At 39.9% G+C, this 18,267-nt stretch carries 18 protein-coding genes; 5 read left to right on the forward strand and 13 right to left on the reverse strand.

From position 1 onward, the window contains the following. Positions 1-71 precede the first annotated feature (71 nt). Genes WA338_RS06165 through radC form a run of 6 tightly spaced genes read right to left on the reverse strand, consistent with a single transcriptional unit; the run spans position 72 to position 5,669 of the window. A complete protein-coding gene (locus WA338_RS06165) occupies positions 72-962 on the reverse strand; it encodes a hypothetical protein (protein ID WP_336092665.1) in 891 nt (296 codons plus the stop codon). Then, positions 962-2,359, reverse strand: a complete 1,398-nt coding sequence (locus WA338_RS06170) for a DUF5723 family protein (protein WP_336092668.1) — start codon at positions 2,357-2,359, stop codon at positions 962-964. The genes WA338_RS06165 and WA338_RS06170 overlap by 1 nt, the downstream gene beginning before the upstream one ends. Then, positions 2,349-2,885, reverse strand: coding sequence for a hypothetical protein (locus WA338_RS06175; RefSeq protein ID WP_273016611.1), 537 nt, complete (start codon positions 2,883-2,885; stop codon positions 2,349-2,351). Before WA338_RS06175 ends, WA338_RS06170 begins: the two co-directional genes overlap by 11 nt. A 44-nt stretch (positions 2,886-2,929) precedes the next feature. After that, a complete protein-coding gene (locus WA338_RS06180; RefSeq protein WP_272984603.1) occupies positions 2,930-3,622 on the reverse strand; it encodes a YjjG family noncanonical pyrimidine nucleotidase in 693 nt (230 codons plus the stop codon). Further along, positions 3,615-4,919, reverse strand: a complete 1,305-nt coding sequence (locus tag WA338_RS06185) for a polysaccharide deacetylase family protein (protein ID WP_273016609.1) — start codon at positions 4,917-4,919, stop codon at positions 3,615-3,617. The genes WA338_RS06180 and WA338_RS06185 overlap by 8 nt, the downstream gene beginning before the upstream one ends. Positions 4,920-4,970: 51 nt before the next feature. Continuing rightward, the gene (gene radC, locus WA338_RS06190) at positions 4,971-5,669 is read right to left on the reverse strand and encodes a RadC family protein (RefSeq protein ID WP_009779162.1); all 699 of its coding nucleotides are present in this window, start codon (positions 5,667-5,669) and stop codon (positions 4,971-4,973) included. Between the two features lie 163 nt (positions 5,670-5,832). Here radC and WA338_RS06195 point away from each other — a divergent pair, with 163 nt between their 5' ends. Beyond that, positions 5,833-6,462 carry an FMN-binding negative transcriptional regulator gene (locus WA338_RS06195; RefSeq protein WP_272984601.1) on the forward strand — a complete coding sequence of 210 codons (630 nt, stop codon included), beginning with the start codon at positions 5,833-5,835 and terminating at the stop codon, positions 6,460-6,462. Here the strand turns inward: WA338_RS06195 and WA338_RS06200 are convergent. From WA338_RS06200 to WA338_RS06225, 6 genes are all read right to left on the reverse strand, one after another. Further along, positions 6,459-7,811: a UDP-N-acetylmuramate--L-alanine ligase gene (locus WA338_RS06200; RefSeq protein ID WP_336092676.1), complete on the reverse strand. Its 1,353-nt coding sequence runs from the start codon at positions 7,809-7,811 to the stop codon at positions 6,459-6,461. The two genes, WA338_RS06195 and WA338_RS06200, sit on opposite strands and share 4 nt — an antisense overlap. 82 nt (positions 7,812-7,893) lie before the next feature. Beyond that, the gene (locus WA338_RS06205; RefSeq protein WP_336092679.1) at positions 7,894-8,853 is read right to left on the reverse strand and encodes a tetratricopeptide repeat protein; all 960 of its coding nucleotides are present in this window, start codon (positions 8,851-8,853) and stop codon (positions 7,894-7,896) included. Positions 8,854-8,921: 68 nt separating this feature from the next. Then, complete coding sequence (locus WA338_RS06210; RefSeq protein WP_336092682.1) at positions 8,922-9,443, reverse strand: DUF4136 domain-containing protein; 522 nt, start codon at positions 9,441-9,443, stop codon at positions 8,922-8,924. Positions 9,444-9,511: 68 nt separating this feature from the next. Next, positions 9,512-10,525, reverse strand: coding sequence for a GTPase ObgE (obgE, locus tag WA338_RS06215; RefSeq protein ID WP_336092685.1), 1,014 nt, complete (start codon positions 10,523-10,525; stop codon positions 9,512-9,514). Positions 10,526-10,565: 40 nt separating this feature from the next. Further along, on the reverse strand, positions 10,566-10,958 hold the full coding sequence (locus WA338_RS06220; protein WP_009779156.1) for a four helix bundle protein: 393 nt from the start codon (positions 10,956-10,958) through the stop codon (positions 10,566-10,568). Between the two features lie 42 nt (positions 10,959-11,000). Next, positions 11,001-12,107, reverse strand: a complete 1,107-nt coding sequence (locus tag WA338_RS06225; protein WP_154648899.1) for an adenylate kinase — start codon at positions 12,105-12,107, stop codon at positions 11,001-11,003. Between the two features lie 208 nt (positions 12,108-12,315). Between WA338_RS06225 and WA338_RS06230 the strand changes: the two genes are divergently transcribed. The 3 genes from WA338_RS06230 to WA338_RS06240 all read left to right on the forward strand — a co-directional run bounded on the left by WA338_RS06230 (position 12,316) and on the right by WA338_RS06240 (position 16,304). Continuing rightward, a complete protein-coding gene (locus WA338_RS06230) occupies positions 12,316-13,473 on the forward strand; it encodes a 5-(carboxyamino)imidazole ribonucleotide synthase (protein ID WP_009779154.1) in 1,158 nt (385 codons plus the stop codon). 62 nt (positions 13,474-13,535) lie between these two features. After that, complete coding sequence (gene purE / locus WA338_RS06235) at positions 13,536-14,015, forward strand: 5-(carboxyamino)imidazole ribonucleotide mutase (RefSeq protein WP_009779153.1); 480 nt, start codon at positions 13,536-13,538, stop codon at positions 14,013-14,015. A gap of 258 nt (positions 14,016-14,273) precedes the next feature. Further along, the gene (locus WA338_RS06240) at positions 14,274-16,304 is read left to right on the forward strand and encodes a M3 family metallopeptidase (protein WP_336092695.1); all 2,031 of its coding nucleotides are present in this window, start codon (positions 14,274-14,276) and stop codon (positions 16,302-16,304) included. Between the two features lie 34 nt (positions 16,305-16,338). Here WA338_RS06240 and WA338_RS06245 read toward each other — a convergent pair whose 3' ends face one another. Next, positions 16,339-17,565, reverse strand: a complete 1,227-nt coding sequence (locus tag WA338_RS06245) for a glycosyltransferase family 4 protein (protein WP_336092698.1) — start codon at positions 17,563-17,565, stop codon at positions 16,339-16,341. 176 nt (positions 17,566-17,741) lie between these two features. Between WA338_RS06245 and WA338_RS06250 the strand changes: the two genes are divergently transcribed. Next, on the forward strand, positions 17,742-18,248 hold the full coding sequence (locus tag WA338_RS06250; protein WP_009779150.1) for a GbsR/MarR family transcriptional regulator: 507 nt from the start codon (positions 17,742-17,744) through the stop codon (positions 18,246-18,248). Positions 18,249-18,267 lie beyond the last annotated feature (19 nt).

Raw genomic sequence — 18,267 nt, forward strand, 5'->3', positions numbered from 1 at the left:
CGCTTTAAATGGTGTTCTCAATTTGGAAAAGACCACTTAAAACGAGCTAAACTTAAGCGTATTCGGGTTTTCTATTTTTGCGTAAAAATCATCTTCACCAGACCACTTACACCTTTAATTTCGCGCTCTACTGTAAACTCAGTACCGTCAAAATAACCAACACCTGTAAATTGATTGGTGTTTACCAGATAGGATCCTGCTGAAGTTTTTGTAGCAGTACCTATTTTGGTTTGCCCTTCATATACGTCAAATCCATTTGAAGTAGGACGCATACTAAAGCTGCCATCGGCACTCGTAAGAACAGATGTTACTTTTGATTTTGCTTCTGCCTTTTTGGCTTCAGTTTCAGAATTGATCTTGGTGCTTACTTCTTCCTTTATAAACACATTGCTATTTTTAGGTATCGCCGAAACGACAACTTCTTCTTTCTCAGTAGATTTATTTGCCACAGCTTCTACCAAAGTTTTGGGTTCCTCCTCTTCTGTTTCAACCTCTTCAATAAGTTCAGCACGCTCGACAATCTCATCAGAATACGTGTAGCCATACTCTTCTTCAAGCTCCTCAAACGCATCTCTAAAAGCATCTTGATGCCCTGCTTTAAATTCTTTAATCTTACTTTTTCCTTCAGGAAGCACAAAGATTTCTTTCCCTCTACAGTTTACTAAAGTGATAAGCGCTTTAGTGCTTAAAAATCCGCTGATATCAGCGCGGGCATACAACGTGTTACATCCCGAAGCATTTAAATCTGCAGGCAAGGCTTCATTTTCCATATAAGCATTAAAACCATATTTTATAAATAAAAAGCGGGTAAGCGCATTAAGATCATATTGACCGGGCTCATCTTGAAATTCAAATTTTTGTGGAATAACGATGTATTTATAATCTGCCAGCTCCTGTGCAGAAACTGAAACCATTGAGAATAAAGCAAAAAGAGTTCCTATGATATAATTTTTAGTCTTCATTATTTAGTGTTTGATATTAGTTGAAAGCCAATTTGAAAACTGGCCGTATTTGAATCGGCAATATTTGAATATGAAAGTAAATTATCTGCTGCCAAATACACATTAAAACTACGGATTTTGGCAGAAATGAGAAAGCCAACATTAGTATATGTAAAAGAATCTACACCATAAGTGAGCTTTGTATTTAAAAATGAAGTTACGGGCGCATCTAAAAATGCAGTAAGCCCGGCCTGAATACCTCCCGGACGCTTTATTGCTATGGCTTGTAAGCCCGTTTTAAATCGATAGCGATTTTCCTCCGGATTCAAACAATTGCATTTTAGACGCTCTCCAAAAGAATAGGTTAAACCGCCCAATAACTTTACAGGACGTAGTAATGTGTAGCTTACATCAGCTCGCTCGCCAAAGTTCATGTTTTCATTAAACTCCTCTTCTAAATCGGTCCAATACGGTCTTATTACGGTATTCTCATCAACTACCGAGGGAAATATAAATTCAATACCATCAAAGTCAAAGTCTCCATTACCGTAATATTCATACGTTCTGCTTCGGTAGTTAATAAAACCCAGATCAAGTAAACTTCCGCTTGCAGACCAGCGTTCATTAAAATCATATGAAAATCCAAGATCGATACCTACACCATAATTTCCACCGAAAACGGAATTCTGCAAAATTTGAGACTCAGAAACCTCTTCAAAACTTCCTATCCCGGCGATCTTAAGTCCGCCGTTAATATTTTCTAATCGATGCTCATAGTAGTTATTTCCGTCAGGAGTCAAGTATGTAGTAAAAGTCCCGGAGTTATGAGTACTCTCTGCACTAAACATACCACTATAAAGCTTAAAACGCCCTCCTATACTAAAGTGCTCATTTACTTTTTTATTCATTCCTATATGAAAGACCGAAACCATCTCGGCGCGTGCTTTAATATCTGAAGCTTTAAAAGCATATCCTAAATGCTGCTGATTGCCTTCATAGGCCAATGTAGCCACATCTTTCGGGAAATAGGTAATAGCATCCAACTCTTCATACCAACCAAAGGAAATATAATTTCCTTTCCTAGTTCTAAAACCGGCACTTAAAATTTCTAGACTTTGATGAAGCACAGCATAATCTCTATTGCTCAATTGATCAACTTTTGCACGTATTCTCTCATTGATCTCATCACGCTCATTCACCTGAAAAATATCATACACTGAAACATTCCTTGTTGCTGCTTGCACCCCAACACCACTCAATAAAGGAATACCAAAGTGTTTATCAAAATCTACTTTATTACCGGGATTAAGCAATAGACTTTGAGGCAAGTAATCAGTATCATATAGCTGCTGATATTGTGCAGCAACCCCGGCTGAAGTCAATAAAACCAACAGATATAGAAATTTTCTACAATTCAACGGTGTATGCTGCTTTTGATTCAAATTTCAGGCTACCTACAATCGGAGCGCTATTGGTATTGATGTAATACTCAACAAGCACAGTATCGGCAGTGGTAATATTGCTTATCGCTGTCCCTTCTTTTACCACTTCATATTCAGAAACTACAGCTTCGCCATTGGTACTCCCTGAAGCTTCGAGCGTGATAGATTCACGGGTGACTCCATCTTCATCATTAAATTTTATTACGGCTGTGAGCGATTGGGAAAAAGTATTGGTCATTCTGAAGTCAAAAACGATCCTAACCAGACGGTTTTGAAAAAAGGGATCGTCTAAAAAATCAAGTTTTACCGCTTCTACTAGCCCATTCTGTTGGGTCTGCCCGCCATCATCTACAAAATTGTCTTGAGTAAGTAAAAAATGTACGAGATCAATATCCTGAGTAGTAGTTAAGGATACTTCTTCAACCTGATTAAAATCTATTTCTTCTGTACAACCAGTGGCCAGCAATACAAGTAAAAAGAAAAGTAACTTTTCAATTTTCATGATTAGGGGATTTGATGTCCTAACGCAAAAAACCGAGCAATAGTTTATAAGAAATTGCTTATTTCTGTTAAATCATCTATTGCGACAAGCGACTCTGGCAATTTGGTTTTATGATAGTTAAAACAAATCGTATGTAAACCCATATTTTGAGCTCCTAGAATATCTGCCTCATAATTATCTCCTATCATCACACTTTTTTTAGGATCTGCTGCTGCCAGTTCTAAAGCATGCTTAAAAATACGTGCATCTGGCTTCTTTACTCCTACCGACTCACTGCTGGTTATGGTTTTGAAAAAATGATCGATTTTAGAATTTTGAAGTTTTAAAGATTGAACTTCCTGAAATCCGTTTGTGATGATGTGCAACTCGTATTTTTTGTGAAGATTGCTTAGTTGGTCTACTGCTCCCTCAAACAAATGGTTATGATTAGGCAAATGATGTATATAATCTACAGACAAACGGTCTATCAAAAAGTCATCTATAGCAATTCCCAGCTCTTTAAAACTGTTTTTCAACCGGCCGTAACGCAACTGTTCTTTGGTAATACGAGACTCACGATAATACTTCCAATACTGAAAATTAATGGGAACATACACCTCAAGAAAATCATCAATGGCAACGCTTATATTGTTTTTCTTAAAAATATCTTCAAAAGCCAACTTAGAATTTCGGTCAAAATCCCAAAGGGTGTGATCCAGATCAAAAAAAACGTGTTGAATATTCTTTAACTTAGTCATTTACCAATTCTCTAAAAAATTGCTTCCATTGCCCCTGATCCTGTCCTTTTCCGGTCACCGATTTATTCCGGAAACTAAACACAAAATTACCGTTTACACGTTCTACAGCCTCCTTCATCTCAAAGAAAGTATCTAACTCATGATTGAGCTCTTTCTCATCTGAAGCACTTGTTTCAAAAGCCGAAGCTTGCGCACAAATAGGATGAATAAGCAAGGGCGTTATGGTTTCATAATCCAGATCATAAAAATTAAAAGGCGTACACGTACCCGCTCTAAATCCTAAATATTCAGGATATCCCATCGAGTAATCGTTTTTCATTTCAAACTGTATCATCTCGCGGTAATGCTCGGGCAAACTTTGCATATGCTTACTGCAGCGCACTGCGCTAAGCTGCTTATTATTGATGCCTTCAATACGCCGCTTTTCTAATTTCATCTGCCTTTTGCTCAACAAAGCCTCTTTAGATAGCAGAAGTCCGATCTCACTGTAATCTCCTACCATTTTAATAAGCTCTCTAAAATTCTTTTTATTGAATCTAATGTTGCGCGTGTAGGTCGAGTAATTGCCTACCATAAAGAAAAAGACAAACTTGAACTTGGCATTTTTTTGCACATTGATCAACCAGCTAAAGGTATCGTAAGGATCTTTTCGCAAGCCAAGACTTACCTGTAATCGCAACAAAATCTTACTGAACTGAAACTTCACCAAATCACCAAGAAAATTGGTAACCCAACGCATAATCCCTATGCCATACATTTCATAAGCCTGTTCGACATCAACCAAGGCTTGAAATGAGAACTTTCGGTGTTCAAAATTATAATCGGGATATTTCTCCTGAAGCACCTCTTTAAAATAATAGGCCCAAACATCAATAACAGGTTGAGTCAAAAATTCTTCTTGATATCCCAAACTCTCTGTTGCGGGAAATCTTCCTTGCTCATCCTTAACGTGAGGTAAAAACTCTTCATACCTACTCAACAATACAAAAGCTGCTGCAAAAATATCATAAGGCAATGCACTCTTGGTACCCGTTACAAAAAAGCACTTGGACTCGCGCCAATCTTGTACTTTGATCTCAAAATCACTTATTCCTTGCTCGAAAAGCAGCTCCTGACTTTTGATATGCAATTCCTTACCCAGAGGTTTATTGGTATACGACAGCTTCAAACTATCGTGCACAATAAATTCATCAACCGCAGTTGTGAACTTAACAGGAATCCCCAAAATATTGGTACAGATATGCTTGAAGGTATATCGCAGTCTTGGAGTGATCTTGTGCGTGTAGATAAGGAGCATATGCAATTTTATACCGGCAATTTCCGTAATTTTTAATTAAAGCGGAAGGAATTACAGCAAACCTTCATCAGCAAAGCTAAAATAGGAGTTTTCGGTAATAATAAGATGATCAAGCACCTTTATGTCGAGACTGGCAGCAGCAACTTTAAGTTTTGTGGTTATGTCTTTATCTGCCTGACTTGGTCGCAACCCTCCCGATGGATGATTATGTGCCAAAATAAGAGAAACCGCTCCGCGCTCTAGTGCCAGTTTGAGCACCAAACGCACATCGACCAGCGTACCGGTCATTCCGCCTTTGCTCAATTGATGCTTATGTAAGACTTTGTTGGAATTGTTTAAATAAAGAATCCAAAACTCTTCATGCGGCAATTCACCTAAAATAGGCTGAAGCAATCTAAAAACCGCGTTGCTTCCGGTAATTTTTGTTGGCTCTTCGGCTTTATCTGATTGTCTGCGACGCCCCAACTCGGTTGCGGCTGCAATACTCACAGCTTTGGCCTCACCTATGCCTTTAAATTTCATCAACTGCCCAACGCTCAGTTTCCCCAAAGCATTCAGATTATGATCTACTGAGGCCAAAATGCGCTTGCTCAAGGCTACCGCACTTTCGTTTCGGCTTCCGGAACCAATCAAAATGGCTACAAGCTCTGCATCACTTAGTGCATCTTTTCCTTTGTGTAATAACTTCTCTCGGGGTCGATCATCAAGCGACCACTTTTTTATCGAAAAATTCTCTGAGTTTTGCTGCATATCAGTTGGGCTGAAATAATTAGTGAACCATAGGGGCAGCTCGCGCAGTCTAAATTTAAAAAATGTATTTTTAGAATTTCAGGTTTAGAGATTAAAATATTCAGTAAAAATCTAATTTTCAAAATCTTATAGATTCTGTAGCGATTTAAATTAAAAATAACTTATGAGTAAGTATCCACCGGCACATCATCAAGAAGCTGAATACACCAACATCATAGAAACCTTAAAAACGTTTCCGCTTGCGACACTTATAACAGTTTCTGAAGGTTTACCCGTAATCACTCATCTTCCATTAGATTATAAGGTAGACGATCATTTGGGCAAACTCGTAGGTCATATAGATAACAACAATCCACAACTCCAACAGTTGAAGTTAGGAGCCAAAGCTACAGTGCTCTTTAATGGGCCAGACACCTATATTTCGCCAAGCATTTATACAACTACGCAATTACCCACGTGGAATTACATCAAACTACACCTTGAAGTAGAAGTTTCTAAAATTTTAAATGCTGAAGAATTAAAAGACGCTATGGTCGAATTAACCTCGTTTCTTGAAGGTGATGCGCAGCGCTATATTCTGGAAAAAGAGAATTCTAGAATGGAAGCTTTTGTAAATTATGTCACCGGTTTTGAATTAAAAATCACCGCGTGGGAAGGAAAATTCAAACTCTCTCAAGACAAAAACAAGAAAGACCAAATACAAGCGAAAGAAGCACTACTTCAAAATTACAGCCTAGTAATGCCTTCGTATCTCGAAAAGATCTACAGTTCACACGTCACCAAAAAGAATTAGAGCAATTCTTGAACGGTTTCAAAATCGAGACCGCCATAATTACCACTACTCATAAGGAGTAACACGGCATTGTCAAATTGCTGTTGCTTCAGGTAAGTTTTAAACGCTTCTGCATCTGTGAAGATGATGAGATCATCACGATCAAAAGCAACTTCGATCTGCTCTTTACTAATAGCCTCTAATTGTTTTACCGCAACTGCTTCTGGCGAATAAAAGACAACAGCTTCTTCGGCAGCATCCAGAGCTCCTTTATAGCCTTTTATAAATTCAGCATTTAAGCTGCTGTACGTGTGTAATTCTAAACAAGCAAAAAGCTTTCGGTCAGGAAATTGATTTTTCACCGCTTTTGTCGTTGCAGCCACTTTACTAGGAGAATGTGCAAAATCTTTAAAAGCAATATTACTCGCTGTTTCTCCTATTTTTTCTAAGCGTTTTGCCGCACCTTCAAAGCTTGCAATTGCTTCATAAAAATCATCTTCATCGATCCCCATATGCTGGCAAATCCATTTTGCGCCTGCCAGATTACTCAGGTTATGCTTGCCAAATACCGAGATTGGCATAGGACCTTCAGGTGTTTCTAACAAGGTTTCGCCATCTTCAATACTATATTCTGGAGTGGTGTAAGCGTGTTTACGTGTGGGAGCTGTAGCAGCTTCGGCGATGCGTTTCACCTCAGCATCTTCTTCATTGTAAACGAGAATTCCGCCACGCGAAATAGAATCAGCAAAGATCTCAAACTGTCCTACATAGTTTTCATAAGTTGGAAACACATTCACGTGATCCCAGGCGATCCCACTGATCAAAGCGATATTGGGCTTATACAAATGAAATTTAGGACGACGATCTATAGGAGAAGATAAATACTCGTCACCTTCTAGCAGGATAAAATCATTTTCTTCGGTGAGATGCACCATGGTCTCGAAACCTGGCAACTGAGCCCCAACCATAAAATCTACCTCACGATCGTGATAATGCAACACGTGTAAGATCATTGAGGTAATTGTCGTTTTCCCGTGCGAACCTCCTATCACCACACGCGTTTTCTCTTTAGATTGCTCATAGAGAAATTCGGGGTAGCTGTAAATTTTAAGTCCGAGTTCTTGTGCTTTTAAAAGTTCTGCATTATCAGGCTTTGCGTGCATCCCAAGGATTACAGCATCCAATTGCGTATCTATTTTTTTTGGAAACCAGCCGAGTTCTGGCGGCAGTAAATCATATTTAGCCAATCGGGATTTGGAAGGTTCAAAAATCGCGTCATCGCTTCCGCTTACTTCATATCCTTTATGATGTAAGGCTAAAGCCAAATTGTGCATCGCACTTCCTCCAATAGCTATAAAATGTACTCGCATAGTCCTGTGTAGAATCTTTAGAATAGATGCTGCAAGTTAAGAAATCACAGTTTCAGAAAACGAAATAATACCGTATTCTAACCTATAATTCTTGAATGCGTTTCTTTTCTTCTAAAGCCTGCTCAAAATCGGGTTCATCGGCGAGTGCTAAATTTATGTAGTGCGTTGCGCTTGCTTTATCTCCCTTATTTCTATAAATCTGAGCCATTCTAAAATGCGCCCATCGCACCGGAACACCATCTTTGACTGAATGATTCTCGATGTATTGCTTTAAACTGGCTAAACCCAATTCAGGCTCCATATCAAATTCGGCCGCAATTTTTCCGATTTGATAATTGATTTGATTGCGTTTGTGCAGTTTTAAACTGGAAGCTGCATTGTCTATGGCTTTTTTAGGCTGATTTTTCTTTTCATACAAATTGGTAAGTTTCTCATAGGTTGTGGGAGAACCACCAACCTCAATAGCTTTTTTGTATAAGGCTTCGGCTTCATCCATCTCATCCTCATGTTCTGCGACATAACCTCGAGCAAGAAAACCGTCTACCGGCGAAATATCCTGTAACTCCATCGCATAAGCTTTGGCTTTTTTTGTACTTCCGCCTATAATCCCGGGAAGCTGAAGATATAGCTCTACAAGTGCCCAGCGCGTTTCAATATGCTTGGGATCTAACTCGGCAGCTCTGGTAAAATGTTCCTTGATATCATCGATATAGGTCAAGGCGCGCAATTTGCTAATCTCAAGGGCTTTCATCCCTAGCGCGCCACCATATTTAAAATGATAATTAGCACTTGACGGCGATTCTTCTACTAGAGGTTCGTAATAGGTTATGGCAGTATCCCAATCTTTTGCATAGGCCGCAATATCGCCAAGATATTCCCGGGTTTTAGCGTGTTTAGGATTAGCATCCAGATATTTATAAAAAATAGGTTTTGCGAGTGCAAACTTTTCAGCTTTGAAATAGGCTTCGGCTTTTTGATATGCTGCATCCTGAGCAAATACAGAAGCCGAAATAAGCAGTGCAAATAAGAATTTCAAATGCATAAATGGTTGTTTGTATCAAAACTAAACAAAAAGCACGCCATTCTATGTAGTAATTTTAAACCGACGAATTATTCCCCTGGCGGAAATTCGTCAAAAATCTTATTTGCAATTTTGGTAAAATAACTCACACGGTCCTGCGGATTAGTATTTATAGCAATATTACTATCGCTTACCGCTTGCCAGACGAGAATATCCTTTTGAGCATCAACCAGATCGAGAGTTATGGTCTGGTGATTTTTGTTTCCTCCAAGTGGAAAACCCGCTCCAACGCTTACACCGCCACCGTAACTTCCGCCACCAATACCTACTCCTACCGAATTGCGCTGAACATCTTCATACTGATCTGCAATGATGTTTATAAGCAAATCAGGAGTTATAGACTTGGTGAATCCTTTTGACTGCAGCACGGCCTCAGTAGCATCTAGAAGGCGATTTAAATCGAGCTGACTCAAACCGCTATCCATATCGGTCATAAAGTTGTAGGTCTTGTACTGGGTAAAATCGATTTGCTCGTCATAATCATAGGCAACTTTGGTAGAACCGCACGAAATGAAAGTAATTATGCTTACTAAAATTAAAAAATGCTTCATCTTGTCTTTTCTTTTAAAATTAGACAAAATGAAGCATCCTTCTAGTCAATAAAATCCTAAAACCAGAGCTATTCTTCTATAGCGGGACGGTTAAGCATAGCCCAAAGTCTGTCTTTTAATACCGTGAGTCCTTGTTGAGCTACCGAAGAAATAAACATATACTCAATAGGCAAATTCTTATCTAACTCTGCTTTAAGTTCTGCCTTCAATTCAGCATCAAGCATATCGCTTTTGGTGATCGCGATCAACCGATCTTTATCTAAAAGCTCCGGATTGTATTTTTCTAATTCGTGTAATAGTATTTGGTATTGCTCGGTGATATCTGGCGCATCTGCCGGAATCATAAAAAGTAAGGTAGAATTACGCTCTATATGCCGAAGAAAGCGATATCCTAATCCTTTCCCTTCTGCTGCGCCTTCAATAATCCCCGGAATATCTGCAATCACAAAAGTCTGAAAATCCCGATACTGAACAATTCCTAAGTTAGGCTTCAATGTAGTAAACTCGTAGTTTGCTATTTTGGGTTTTGCTGCTGTAATTACAGAGAGTAAAGTGGACTTACCTGCGTTAGGAAAACCTACAAGACCAACATCTGCAAGCACCTTCAACTCTAAAGTCACATCAACTTCTTGCCCGTCTATACCGGGTTGCGCATAGCGCGGCGTCTGATTGGTCGCTGTTTTAAAATGCGAGTTTCCTAGTCCGCCCATACCACCTTCCGCGATGATATATTCTTGGCCTTCTTCGGTGATCTCTTTTAAAACTTCTTGTGTTTCTGTATCGCGTATCACAGTTCCCAAAGGCACTTCGATATACACATCTTCACCATCAGCTCCGGTACTGGTTTGCTTTCCACCATTGGCACCGTGACCTGCCTTAAGGTGTCTCTTAAACTTGAGGTGAAGTAACGTCCATAGATTTGGATTGGCTCGCGCAATTATATGACCGCCGCGACCTCCATCACCTCCATCAGGCCCACCTTTTGCCACAAACTTTTCTCGTCGCAAATGCGCAGAGCCTGCACCTCCTTTTCCTGAGGTTACGTGCATTTTTACATAATCAACAAAATTTCCTTCGGTCATCTTCTGTTCTGTTTTCTGTTTATTGTTTTCTGTTTTGAAACTAACATTTGAATTTAGTTCCTCTGTATTTTGTTGAGCTTAAATATTTAATGAAAGAGCCTGGTTTTGCGTTAATATGGTCGCATTGTTCTATTAAATCCTCGTAATCTTTCTGTAGTATTAACTGCTTATCGTACAACCGATAAATTTGTGATTTTAACTCAGAGCAAGAGCCTTTAGCATAGCCTAAAAAATTTCTAAATTCTAAACTTCCCGATCTCCCAAAGCCTTCAGCAATGTTATCCATAATTGAACCGGAGCTTCTATCTATCTGATCCTTTAGCGCGTAACGTCTTGATAATTCATCTGAAGCAATTAAAGCCTCTATCTTTTGACATAAATCCCGAGATAATTGCCAAACTTCAAGATCTTCGAATTTTTCAACTGTCGCCAAACTTCCCTGCTTTTAAACTGCAAACGCGAAACCCTAAACTGTTTAAAGCTTATCTATAACGCTGCTTAAGCGTGTTGTGATTTCGTTTATTTCGCCTACACCGTCTACACCAAAATACTTATCCTGTTTTTGATAGTAGCCTTTTAAAATCGCCGTCTCATCATAATACACTTTGATTCGGTTGCGAATTACAGTCTCATCTGCGTCGTCCTTTCTTCCTGAAGTTTTTCCGCGTTCCAAAAGACGTTTTACTAAAATCTCGTCATCAACTTCTAGCGCGATCATTGCAGAAACTTCAGTTCCCTTTTCAGCAAGAAGTTTATCTAAAGCTTCAGCTTGTGCTGTTGTTCTAGGAAAACCATCAAAAATAAACCCATTGGCATCTGGAGTTTCATCTACTGTTGCACTCAACATATCTATGGTTACCGAATCTGGAACCAATTGTCCTTTATCAATATATGATTTTGCCAAGGTTCCCAGCTCTGTAGCGTTTTTAATGTTGTATCTAAAAACATCTCCGGTAGAAATATGAACCAGATTGTATTTTTCCTTTAAAAAAGAGGCTTGTGTACCCTTACCTGCTCCAGGAGGGCCAAACAATACCAAATTTGTCATTTTTGTGGTTTTTAGTTTATAAATAGCATTGAGGTTACGCCCCAAACCGTTGTAATCAAGACCATATCCTACAATAAAATCATTGGGAATTTCTAGGCCAACATAGTGTATTTTATATTCTTTGGTATAGGCTTCGGGCTTGTAAAACAAACTTGCAATACGGTATTTGTTTACGCCGGCCTGTACCATCATTTGCGTTATTTTTTCAATAGTGTTACCGCTATCTACAATATCTTCAACAATCACGACCTCGCGTTCTTCAAGATCTGCCTCTAAAGGAATATGCGTTTGAACCTGCCCTGTGCTTGAGGTCCCATCATAAGAACTCATTTTAATAAACTCGATCTCGCAATCGCCTTCAAACCTGCTTAAAAGCTCTGTCGCAAACTTATAAGCACCGTTGAGCACGACTAAAAAAACGGGCTCTTTCCCTTTAAAATCACTATTGATTTGAGCGGCAACCTCATCAATCGCCTTAAGCAATGTAGCCTCTGAAATATACTCCTGAAACTGAAGTCCGTTTAACGTGATCATGGTTAGTTTGGCTGTGGTTCTAGCTAGATGCCAAATATACATATTGTAGATGAATATTGGGTTGACCAACATTGAATTACACTAAACCCGCTTTAATTCTTTTTTTGAGCTTTTTAAACCGAAGTATTTGCCGACGCAATTCGACTTTCTATAGGTAATAAGTTACTTTTGCAAGACTAATTTTTTATCGTATAAAGACATAGAATTAATGACCTCATATTTTTCTTCAGATTTTAAACTCGCTATTCTTGGCGGTGGTCAATTGGGTAAAATGCTACTTTATGAGACCCGTAAATTTGATATCCAAACGCTGGTTTTAGATCCTAATCCGGAAGCGCCTTCTCGCTTAGCAGCCAATTATTTTCAACAAGGAGACTTGATGGATTTTGATACCGTTTACAACTTCGGAAAGCAGGCAGATGTAGTGACTTTTGAGATCGAAGCCGTAAATGTTGACGCTTTAGAAAAACTGGAAAACGAGGGAATCGCCGTTTATCCTAGTCCGCAAACCTTGCGAAAAATTCAGGATAAAGGAATTCAAAAGGATTTTTATACCGAAAAAAATATTCCGACGGCACCCTATAAAAAATATCCAACGCTCGATGATCTTAAACTTGCGCTTACCGCTAATCAAAACAGCTTTCCATTTGTGTGGAAAAGCACGCAAGGCGGCTATGACGGCAAAGGGGTTCAGGTCGTTCGCTCTCAGGAAGATCTCGAGAAACTTACAGACACGCCGTGCATCGCAGAGCAAATGATTCCGTTTAAGAATGAGTTGGCTGTAATCGTGGTACGATCCCCAAAAGGTGAAGTAAAAACATATCCTGTCGTAGAAATGGAATTTCATCCAGAGGCCAATCAGGTCGAGTATGTGATCTGCCCGGGCCGCATTGATGATGAAGTCGCAAAAAAAGTGCGTGAAGTTGCCACTCAGGTTTCTGAAGCGTTTGAACACGTGGGATTGCTAGCTGTAGAAATGTTTCAGACTCAAGATGATGAGATTTTAGTAAACGAAGTTGCTCCGCGCCCGCACAACAGCGGTCATTATAGCATCGAAGGAAGTTATACCAATCAGTTTGAGCAGCATTTACGCGCGATTTTAAACCTTCCGTTAGGAGAAACCGAAAGTAAAATAGGAGCTGTGATGGTAAATCTTGTGGGAGCAGAAGGTTACACCGGCGACGTGTACTACGAGAAGATCGAAGATATTATGGCGCTTAAAGGCGTTACTCCGCATATTTATGGAAAACGCGAGACCAGACCTTTTAGAAAGATGGGCCACGTGACGATCGTGAACAGCGACTTGAGTGAAGCGCGCAAAATTGCCGAACAAGTTAAAAATGCTATTCGCGTGATCACCAAATAATTTCTGAACTTCAACAAAATAAATTCAATTCAAAACGCACTTAGCGTACTAAAAAAACAATTATGGTAGGAATAATCATGGGAAGCACCAGCGATATGCCGGTGATGCAAGCAGCGATAGATGTTCTTGAACAACTGGGAATCAAAACTGAAGTTGATATCGTTTCGGCACACCGCACTCCAGATAAATTGTTTGACTATGGTAAAAACGCGCATGAGCGCGGTATTCAGGTGATTATCGCCGGTGCTGGTGGTGCAGCACATTTACCGGGAATGATCGCTTCATTATCTCCGCTACCCGTAATTGGCGTACCCGTAAAATCCCGTAATTCGATAGACGGGTGGGATTCTGTGCTTTCTATTCTACAAATGCCGGGAGGTGTTCCTGTGGCAACGGTAGCCCTTGACGGCGCTCAAAATGCAGGAATACTGGCTGCTCAAATTCTTGGAGCTTCAGATGTAAAGATTCGTGAGAATATCATTGCCTTCAAAAACGGACTCAAAGAAAAAGTGATCAAAGGCGCTGCCTCGATCAAAAAGTAAAGGACTTTTAGGCAAGCCTTTATTCTTCAACCTTTTAGCCGTGCAAAAAAAGAGAGCCGTTAAAAACGGCTCTCGAGAAATGTATAAGGTAAATTAAAGTATTTATTAACCATTCTAAATATTATTAATCAAACCCTTGCTACATATCTGTGCTAGTATTTTTGGAGTAACAAATTTACTTTAAAGTAAAGAAAATTATCGTCAAAGATATCATAATACTAGCTAAAATACATTTAATTCAAAAAAATCTAGAGAAAATTGAAAGATTCAGAAAATATATTGCTGCAAAATTTTGATATCGCACCTTTTGATGCGATACAAAATGAAGACTATAAGCCTGCGATTGAAGCAGCTATCGCTCAGGCAAGACAAGAAATAGATCTAATAACTAACAATCCAGAACCCGCAACTTTTGAGAATACCATTGCCGCGCTGGATTATGCAGGTTACCAATTAGACCGGGTAACCAGCATCTTTTTTAACTTGAATAGTGCCGAAACCAACGAGACGATTCAGAAAACGGCCCAAGAGGTTTCTCCGCTATTATCAGAGTTTTCTAATGACATTACGCTTAACGAAGCTTTGTTTAAACGCGTTAAAAATGTTTACGATTCACGCGAGTCTCTTGATCTTACCAGAGAAGAGGAAGTGTTATTAGATAAACGCTATAAAGGTTTTTCTCGCAACGGTGCTAATTTAGCTGAAGACAAAAAAGCACGTTTACGTGAGATCGATACCGAATTGTCCAAGCTTTCGCTAACATTTGGCGAAAATGTTTTAGCCGAAACAAACAAGTTTGAGTTGCATCTTACTGATGAAGCAGACCTTGCCGGATTACCGGAAAGCACCAAAGAAGCTGCAGCACAAACCGCTGAGGAAAAAGGGAAAGAAGGCTGGGTGTTTACACTTGAATATCCTAGCTACATTCCGTTTATGAAATATGCTGAAAACCGTGAATTGCGTAAAAAAATGGCGATAGCCTTCGGGGCAAAAGGTTTTCATAATGACGAACTAGACAATCAGGAGAATGTTCTTAAAATCGTGAATCTGCGTCAGGAACGCGCTAATCTTTTAGGCTATAAAACCCATGCGCATTTTGTTCTCGAAGAGCGTATGGCTAAAAGCCCTGAGAATGTAGAACGTTTCTTACAAGATCTACTGGAGAAAGCTAAACCTGCGGCTGAACGCGAATTTACACAACTTGCCAACTTCGCTAAGAAACGCGATGGCATCGAAGAATTACAAAAATGGGACAGCGCTTTTTATTCTGAAAAACTGAAGCAAGAGCTTTTTGAATTGGATGATGAGCAACTGAAGCCCTACTTTAAATTAGAGAATGTTATTAACGGCGTCTTCACTATTGCTCAGAAATTATACAAGCTGCGTTTTGTTGAAGTGCAAGACATTCCAAAATATCACAAAGACGTAAAGACCTATCAGGTTTTTGATGACCAAGATAATTTCATTGCTATTTTTTATGCTGATTTTCATCCACGTGCAGGGAAACGTGCAGGAGCTTGGATGACGCAATACAAAGGTCAGTTTAAAAAAGACGGAGTGAATGAGCGACCACACGTTTCAAATGTATGCAACTTCACAAAACCAACGGCTTCAAAACCGTCTTTGTTAACCTTTAACGAGGTGACTACACTGTTTCACGAGTTTGGCCACGGACTTCACGGAATGCTGGCAAACACCACCTACCCTAGCCTGTCTGGACCATCTGTATATTGGGATTTTGTTGAATTACCAAGTCAGGTTTTAGAGAACTGGTGTTACGAGCCTGAGGCTTTAGAACTATTTGCCAAGCATTACGAGACCGGAGAAACCATCCCGATGGTATTGATCGACAAGATCAAAAAAGCAGCCAACTTTCAAGAGGGGATGCAAACGCTTCGCCAGTTGAGTTTTGGCATTTTGGATATGTCTTGGCATGGTGCAGACCCTAGCGGAATAACAGACGTAAAAGCACACGAAAAAGCTGCTTTTGAAAACACCAAACTGTATCCGGATGTTGCCGAAAACTGTATGAGTGTTTCATTCTCTCACATTTTTCAAGGTGGATATTCTAGCGGATACTACTCGTACAAATGGGCAGAAGTCTTGGATGCTGATGCTTTTGCTTACTTTAAAGAAAACGGTATTTTTAATGCTGAAGTCGCACAAAAATTTAAAGATCACGTACTTTCTCAAGGAGGCACCGAAGATCCAATGGTTTTATACAAGCGCTTCCGCGGAAAAGAACCTAATCCTGAAGCACTTTTAAAAAGAGCCGGATTGATACAATAGAAAAGCTAAAGCCTCATCACTTGATGAGGCTTTTTTATTTATTCTTTTCCTCGATCCATTTACTCATAAACTTAGAGGCTTGTAGCGATTGATGCCAAAGCATCGCGCCTGTAAAATTTGAAAAGCGATGGGTTTCCAGATTGTCTTGTAAATCACTCAGCCGCTTTTTGAAAACAGAATTCCATTCTTCTTTAGAAAAGCGTTGATTTACAATGATTGCCCCATTGGCTTGCGCTTCTGCAAATTTATTCTTGTCCTTATATAATGCGATTGCAGCTTCTGCAAAGGCTTTAGGATCATCGACCACGCTTCCGTTGAAGTCTAGTTCGCCGTGCATTCCTTCTGCACCGACGCTTGTCGTTACTGCCGGCGTTCCGCATTGCATGGCGTCCAGTAATTTTCCTTTTAAACCTGCTCCTGTGAGTAAAGGTGCGAGTAATACCCGAGCTTCTTCTATAACTTCGTGCGCGCTTTCGGCTCTGCCCAAAACATAAAAATGCTCTTTAGGATTATGCAACTGCGTATGCTTTTCTGCGGGATACGAACCGTAAACACGCATTTCGGCATCCGGTAACTGCTTACGAATGAGCGGCCAGATTTCCGTTTTTAAATACCGCACCGAAAGCCAATTGGGTTCGTGTCTAAAATTCCCGATCGTCACAAAATGCTTCCGCGTCTCAAAAGATTTCCAAGCCTGCTGCTCTTCCGAGGTAATTGGTGCAACCATAAACGGCAAGTACAACAATTGCGAATCGGGCACTTTAAAAAACTCCTGCAGCAACTGCATTTCAGCTTCCGAAATAATTAAGGAGAGATCGCAACGATAGATACTGGCGAGCTCGCGCTTTGCGTAATCGGTATGCAAATGCCTTTCAGAAAAGGCTTCATTCGCTTTTAGAGCAGCCTCTCTCCCCTTTCTCAAGCCGTGCAAGTCAATCGTTTCTAAAACACGTAGCGCACCCGGACACTGCTCTTTTACCCGCCAACCGAATTGCTCTTCGATCACGAACTTGTCAAACAACACCAGATCGGGATTGAGTTCTTTGATAAAGACATCAAATGAAGCGTTGTTCAATTGAATATTGTGCGTTTGTACACCTAGCGCCTTCAAGTCTTCAGCGTAGGGCGTTTTACCTGCGGCACAAGCAAAACTCACAGCATACCCCTGGGCTTGCAAGCTTCCCAGCAGTTGCATAATGCGCGTTCCCGCCGCAGACGAAACCGGCTCCGGCCAAACATTACCTATAATTAATGCGTTCATAGCGCAAAGATAGTTTTACTAAAGCAGTAAACAACCTCACTGCAAGTCCTTGAAGAAATAGTTAGAAACTGGTTTTCAATTTCGAATCAAGTCTTTAAAAATTATACCTATTGGCGGTACCAGTAAATAAGTTTCAATAATTACTGAAACTTTAAAATATTTAATTATATTTGAGTATGGAATTCAACGAAGCAAAAGCACAATTTTTACAAACCTGGGGCGCATTAGGTTCGCAATGGGGCATTAATAAAACCATGGCGCAAATTCATGCATTATTAATGATCTCTCCAGATTCGCTTTCTATGGAAGATGTGATGGAAGAGTTGCAGATCTCTCGTGGTAATGCCAGTATGAACCTGCGCGGACTTATTGACTGGGGCATTGTATATAAAGAATACAAACCCGGTGAGCGTCGGGAGTATTTTAAAGCTGATCAGGACGTTGATTCCCTGGCCCGCAAGATTGCTGTGGAACGGAGCAAACGGGAGATCAAACCGGCACTTCGCGTTCTAGAAGGCGTAAAAAACTTTGACGAAACCGATGAAAGTCCGGAAGCTTTAAAGTTTAAAATGAAAACGCAAGAGCTTCACGATTTTGTAAACAAAGCAGATACGATGCTGGAGAAAATCGTTAACCAAAAAGAAAATTGGATCACTAAAACCATCATGAAACTGATGACCTAGATCTAAGCTTTGGTTTCTA

The organism is Leeuwenhoekiella sp. CH_XMU1409-2 (assembly GCF_037029365.1).
In the GTDB taxonomy this organism is placed as follows: Bacteria; Bacteroidota; Bacteroidia; order Flavobacteriales; family Flavobacteriaceae; genus Leeuwenhoekiella; species Leeuwenhoekiella blandensis.

Excerpts from the sequence above, each read along its gene's own strand:
- WA338_RS06165 (WP_336092665.1), bottom strand. The coding sequence starts at position 962 with ATGAAGACTAAAAATTATATCATAGGAACTCTTTTTGCTTTATTCTCA.
- WA338_RS06175 (WP_273016611.1), bottom strand. The coding sequence starts at position 2,885 with ATGAAAATTGAAAAGTTACTTTTCTTTTTACTTGTATTGCTGGCCACT.
- WA338_RS06180 (WP_272984603.1), bottom strand. The coding sequence starts at position 3,622 with ATGACTAAGTTAAAGAATATTCAACACGTTTTTTTTGATCTGGATCAC.
- WA338_RS06185 (WP_273016609.1), bottom strand. The coding sequence starts at position 4,919 with ATGCTCCTTATCTACACGCACAAGATCACTCCAAGACTGCGATATACC.
- radC (WP_009779162.1), bottom strand. The coding sequence starts at position 5,669 with ATGCAGCAAAACTCAGAGAATTTTTCGATAAAAAAGTGGTCGCTTGAT.
- WA338_RS06195 (WP_272984601.1), top strand. The coding sequence starts at position 5,833 with ATGAGTAAGTATCCACCGGCACATCATCAAGAAGCTGAATACACCAAC.
- WA338_RS06200 (WP_336092676.1), bottom strand. The coding sequence starts at position 7,811 with ATGCGAGTACATTTTATAGCTATTGGAGGAAGTGCGATGCACAATTTG.
- WA338_RS06205 (WP_336092679.1), bottom strand. The coding sequence starts at position 8,853 with ATGCATTTGAAATTCTTATTTGCACTGCTTATTTCGGCTTCTGTATTT.
- WA338_RS06210 (WP_336092682.1), bottom strand. The coding sequence starts at position 9,443 with ATGAAGCATTTTTTAATTTTAGTAAGCATAATTACTTTCATTTCGTGC.
- obgE (WP_336092685.1), bottom strand. The coding sequence starts at position 10,525 with ATGACCGAAGGAAATTTTGTTGATTATGTAAAAATGCACGTAACCTCA.
- WA338_RS06225 (WP_154648899.1), bottom strand. The coding sequence starts at position 12,107 with ATGATCACGTTAAACGGACTTCAGTTTCAGGAGTATATTTCAGAGGCT.
- WA338_RS06230 (WP_009779154.1), top strand. The coding sequence starts at position 12,316 with ATGACCTCATATTTTTCTTCAGATTTTAAACTCGCTATTCTTGGCGGT.
- purE (WP_009779153.1), top strand. The coding sequence starts at position 13,536 with ATGGTAGGAATAATCATGGGAAGCACCAGCGATATGCCGGTGATGCAA.
- WA338_RS06245 (WP_336092698.1), bottom strand. The coding sequence starts at position 17,565 with ATGAACGCATTAATTATAGGTAATGTTTGGCCGGAGCCGGTTTCGTCT.
- WA338_RS06250 (WP_009779150.1), top strand. The coding sequence starts at position 17,742 with ATGGAATTCAACGAAGCAAAAGCACAATTTTTACAAACCTGGGGCGCA.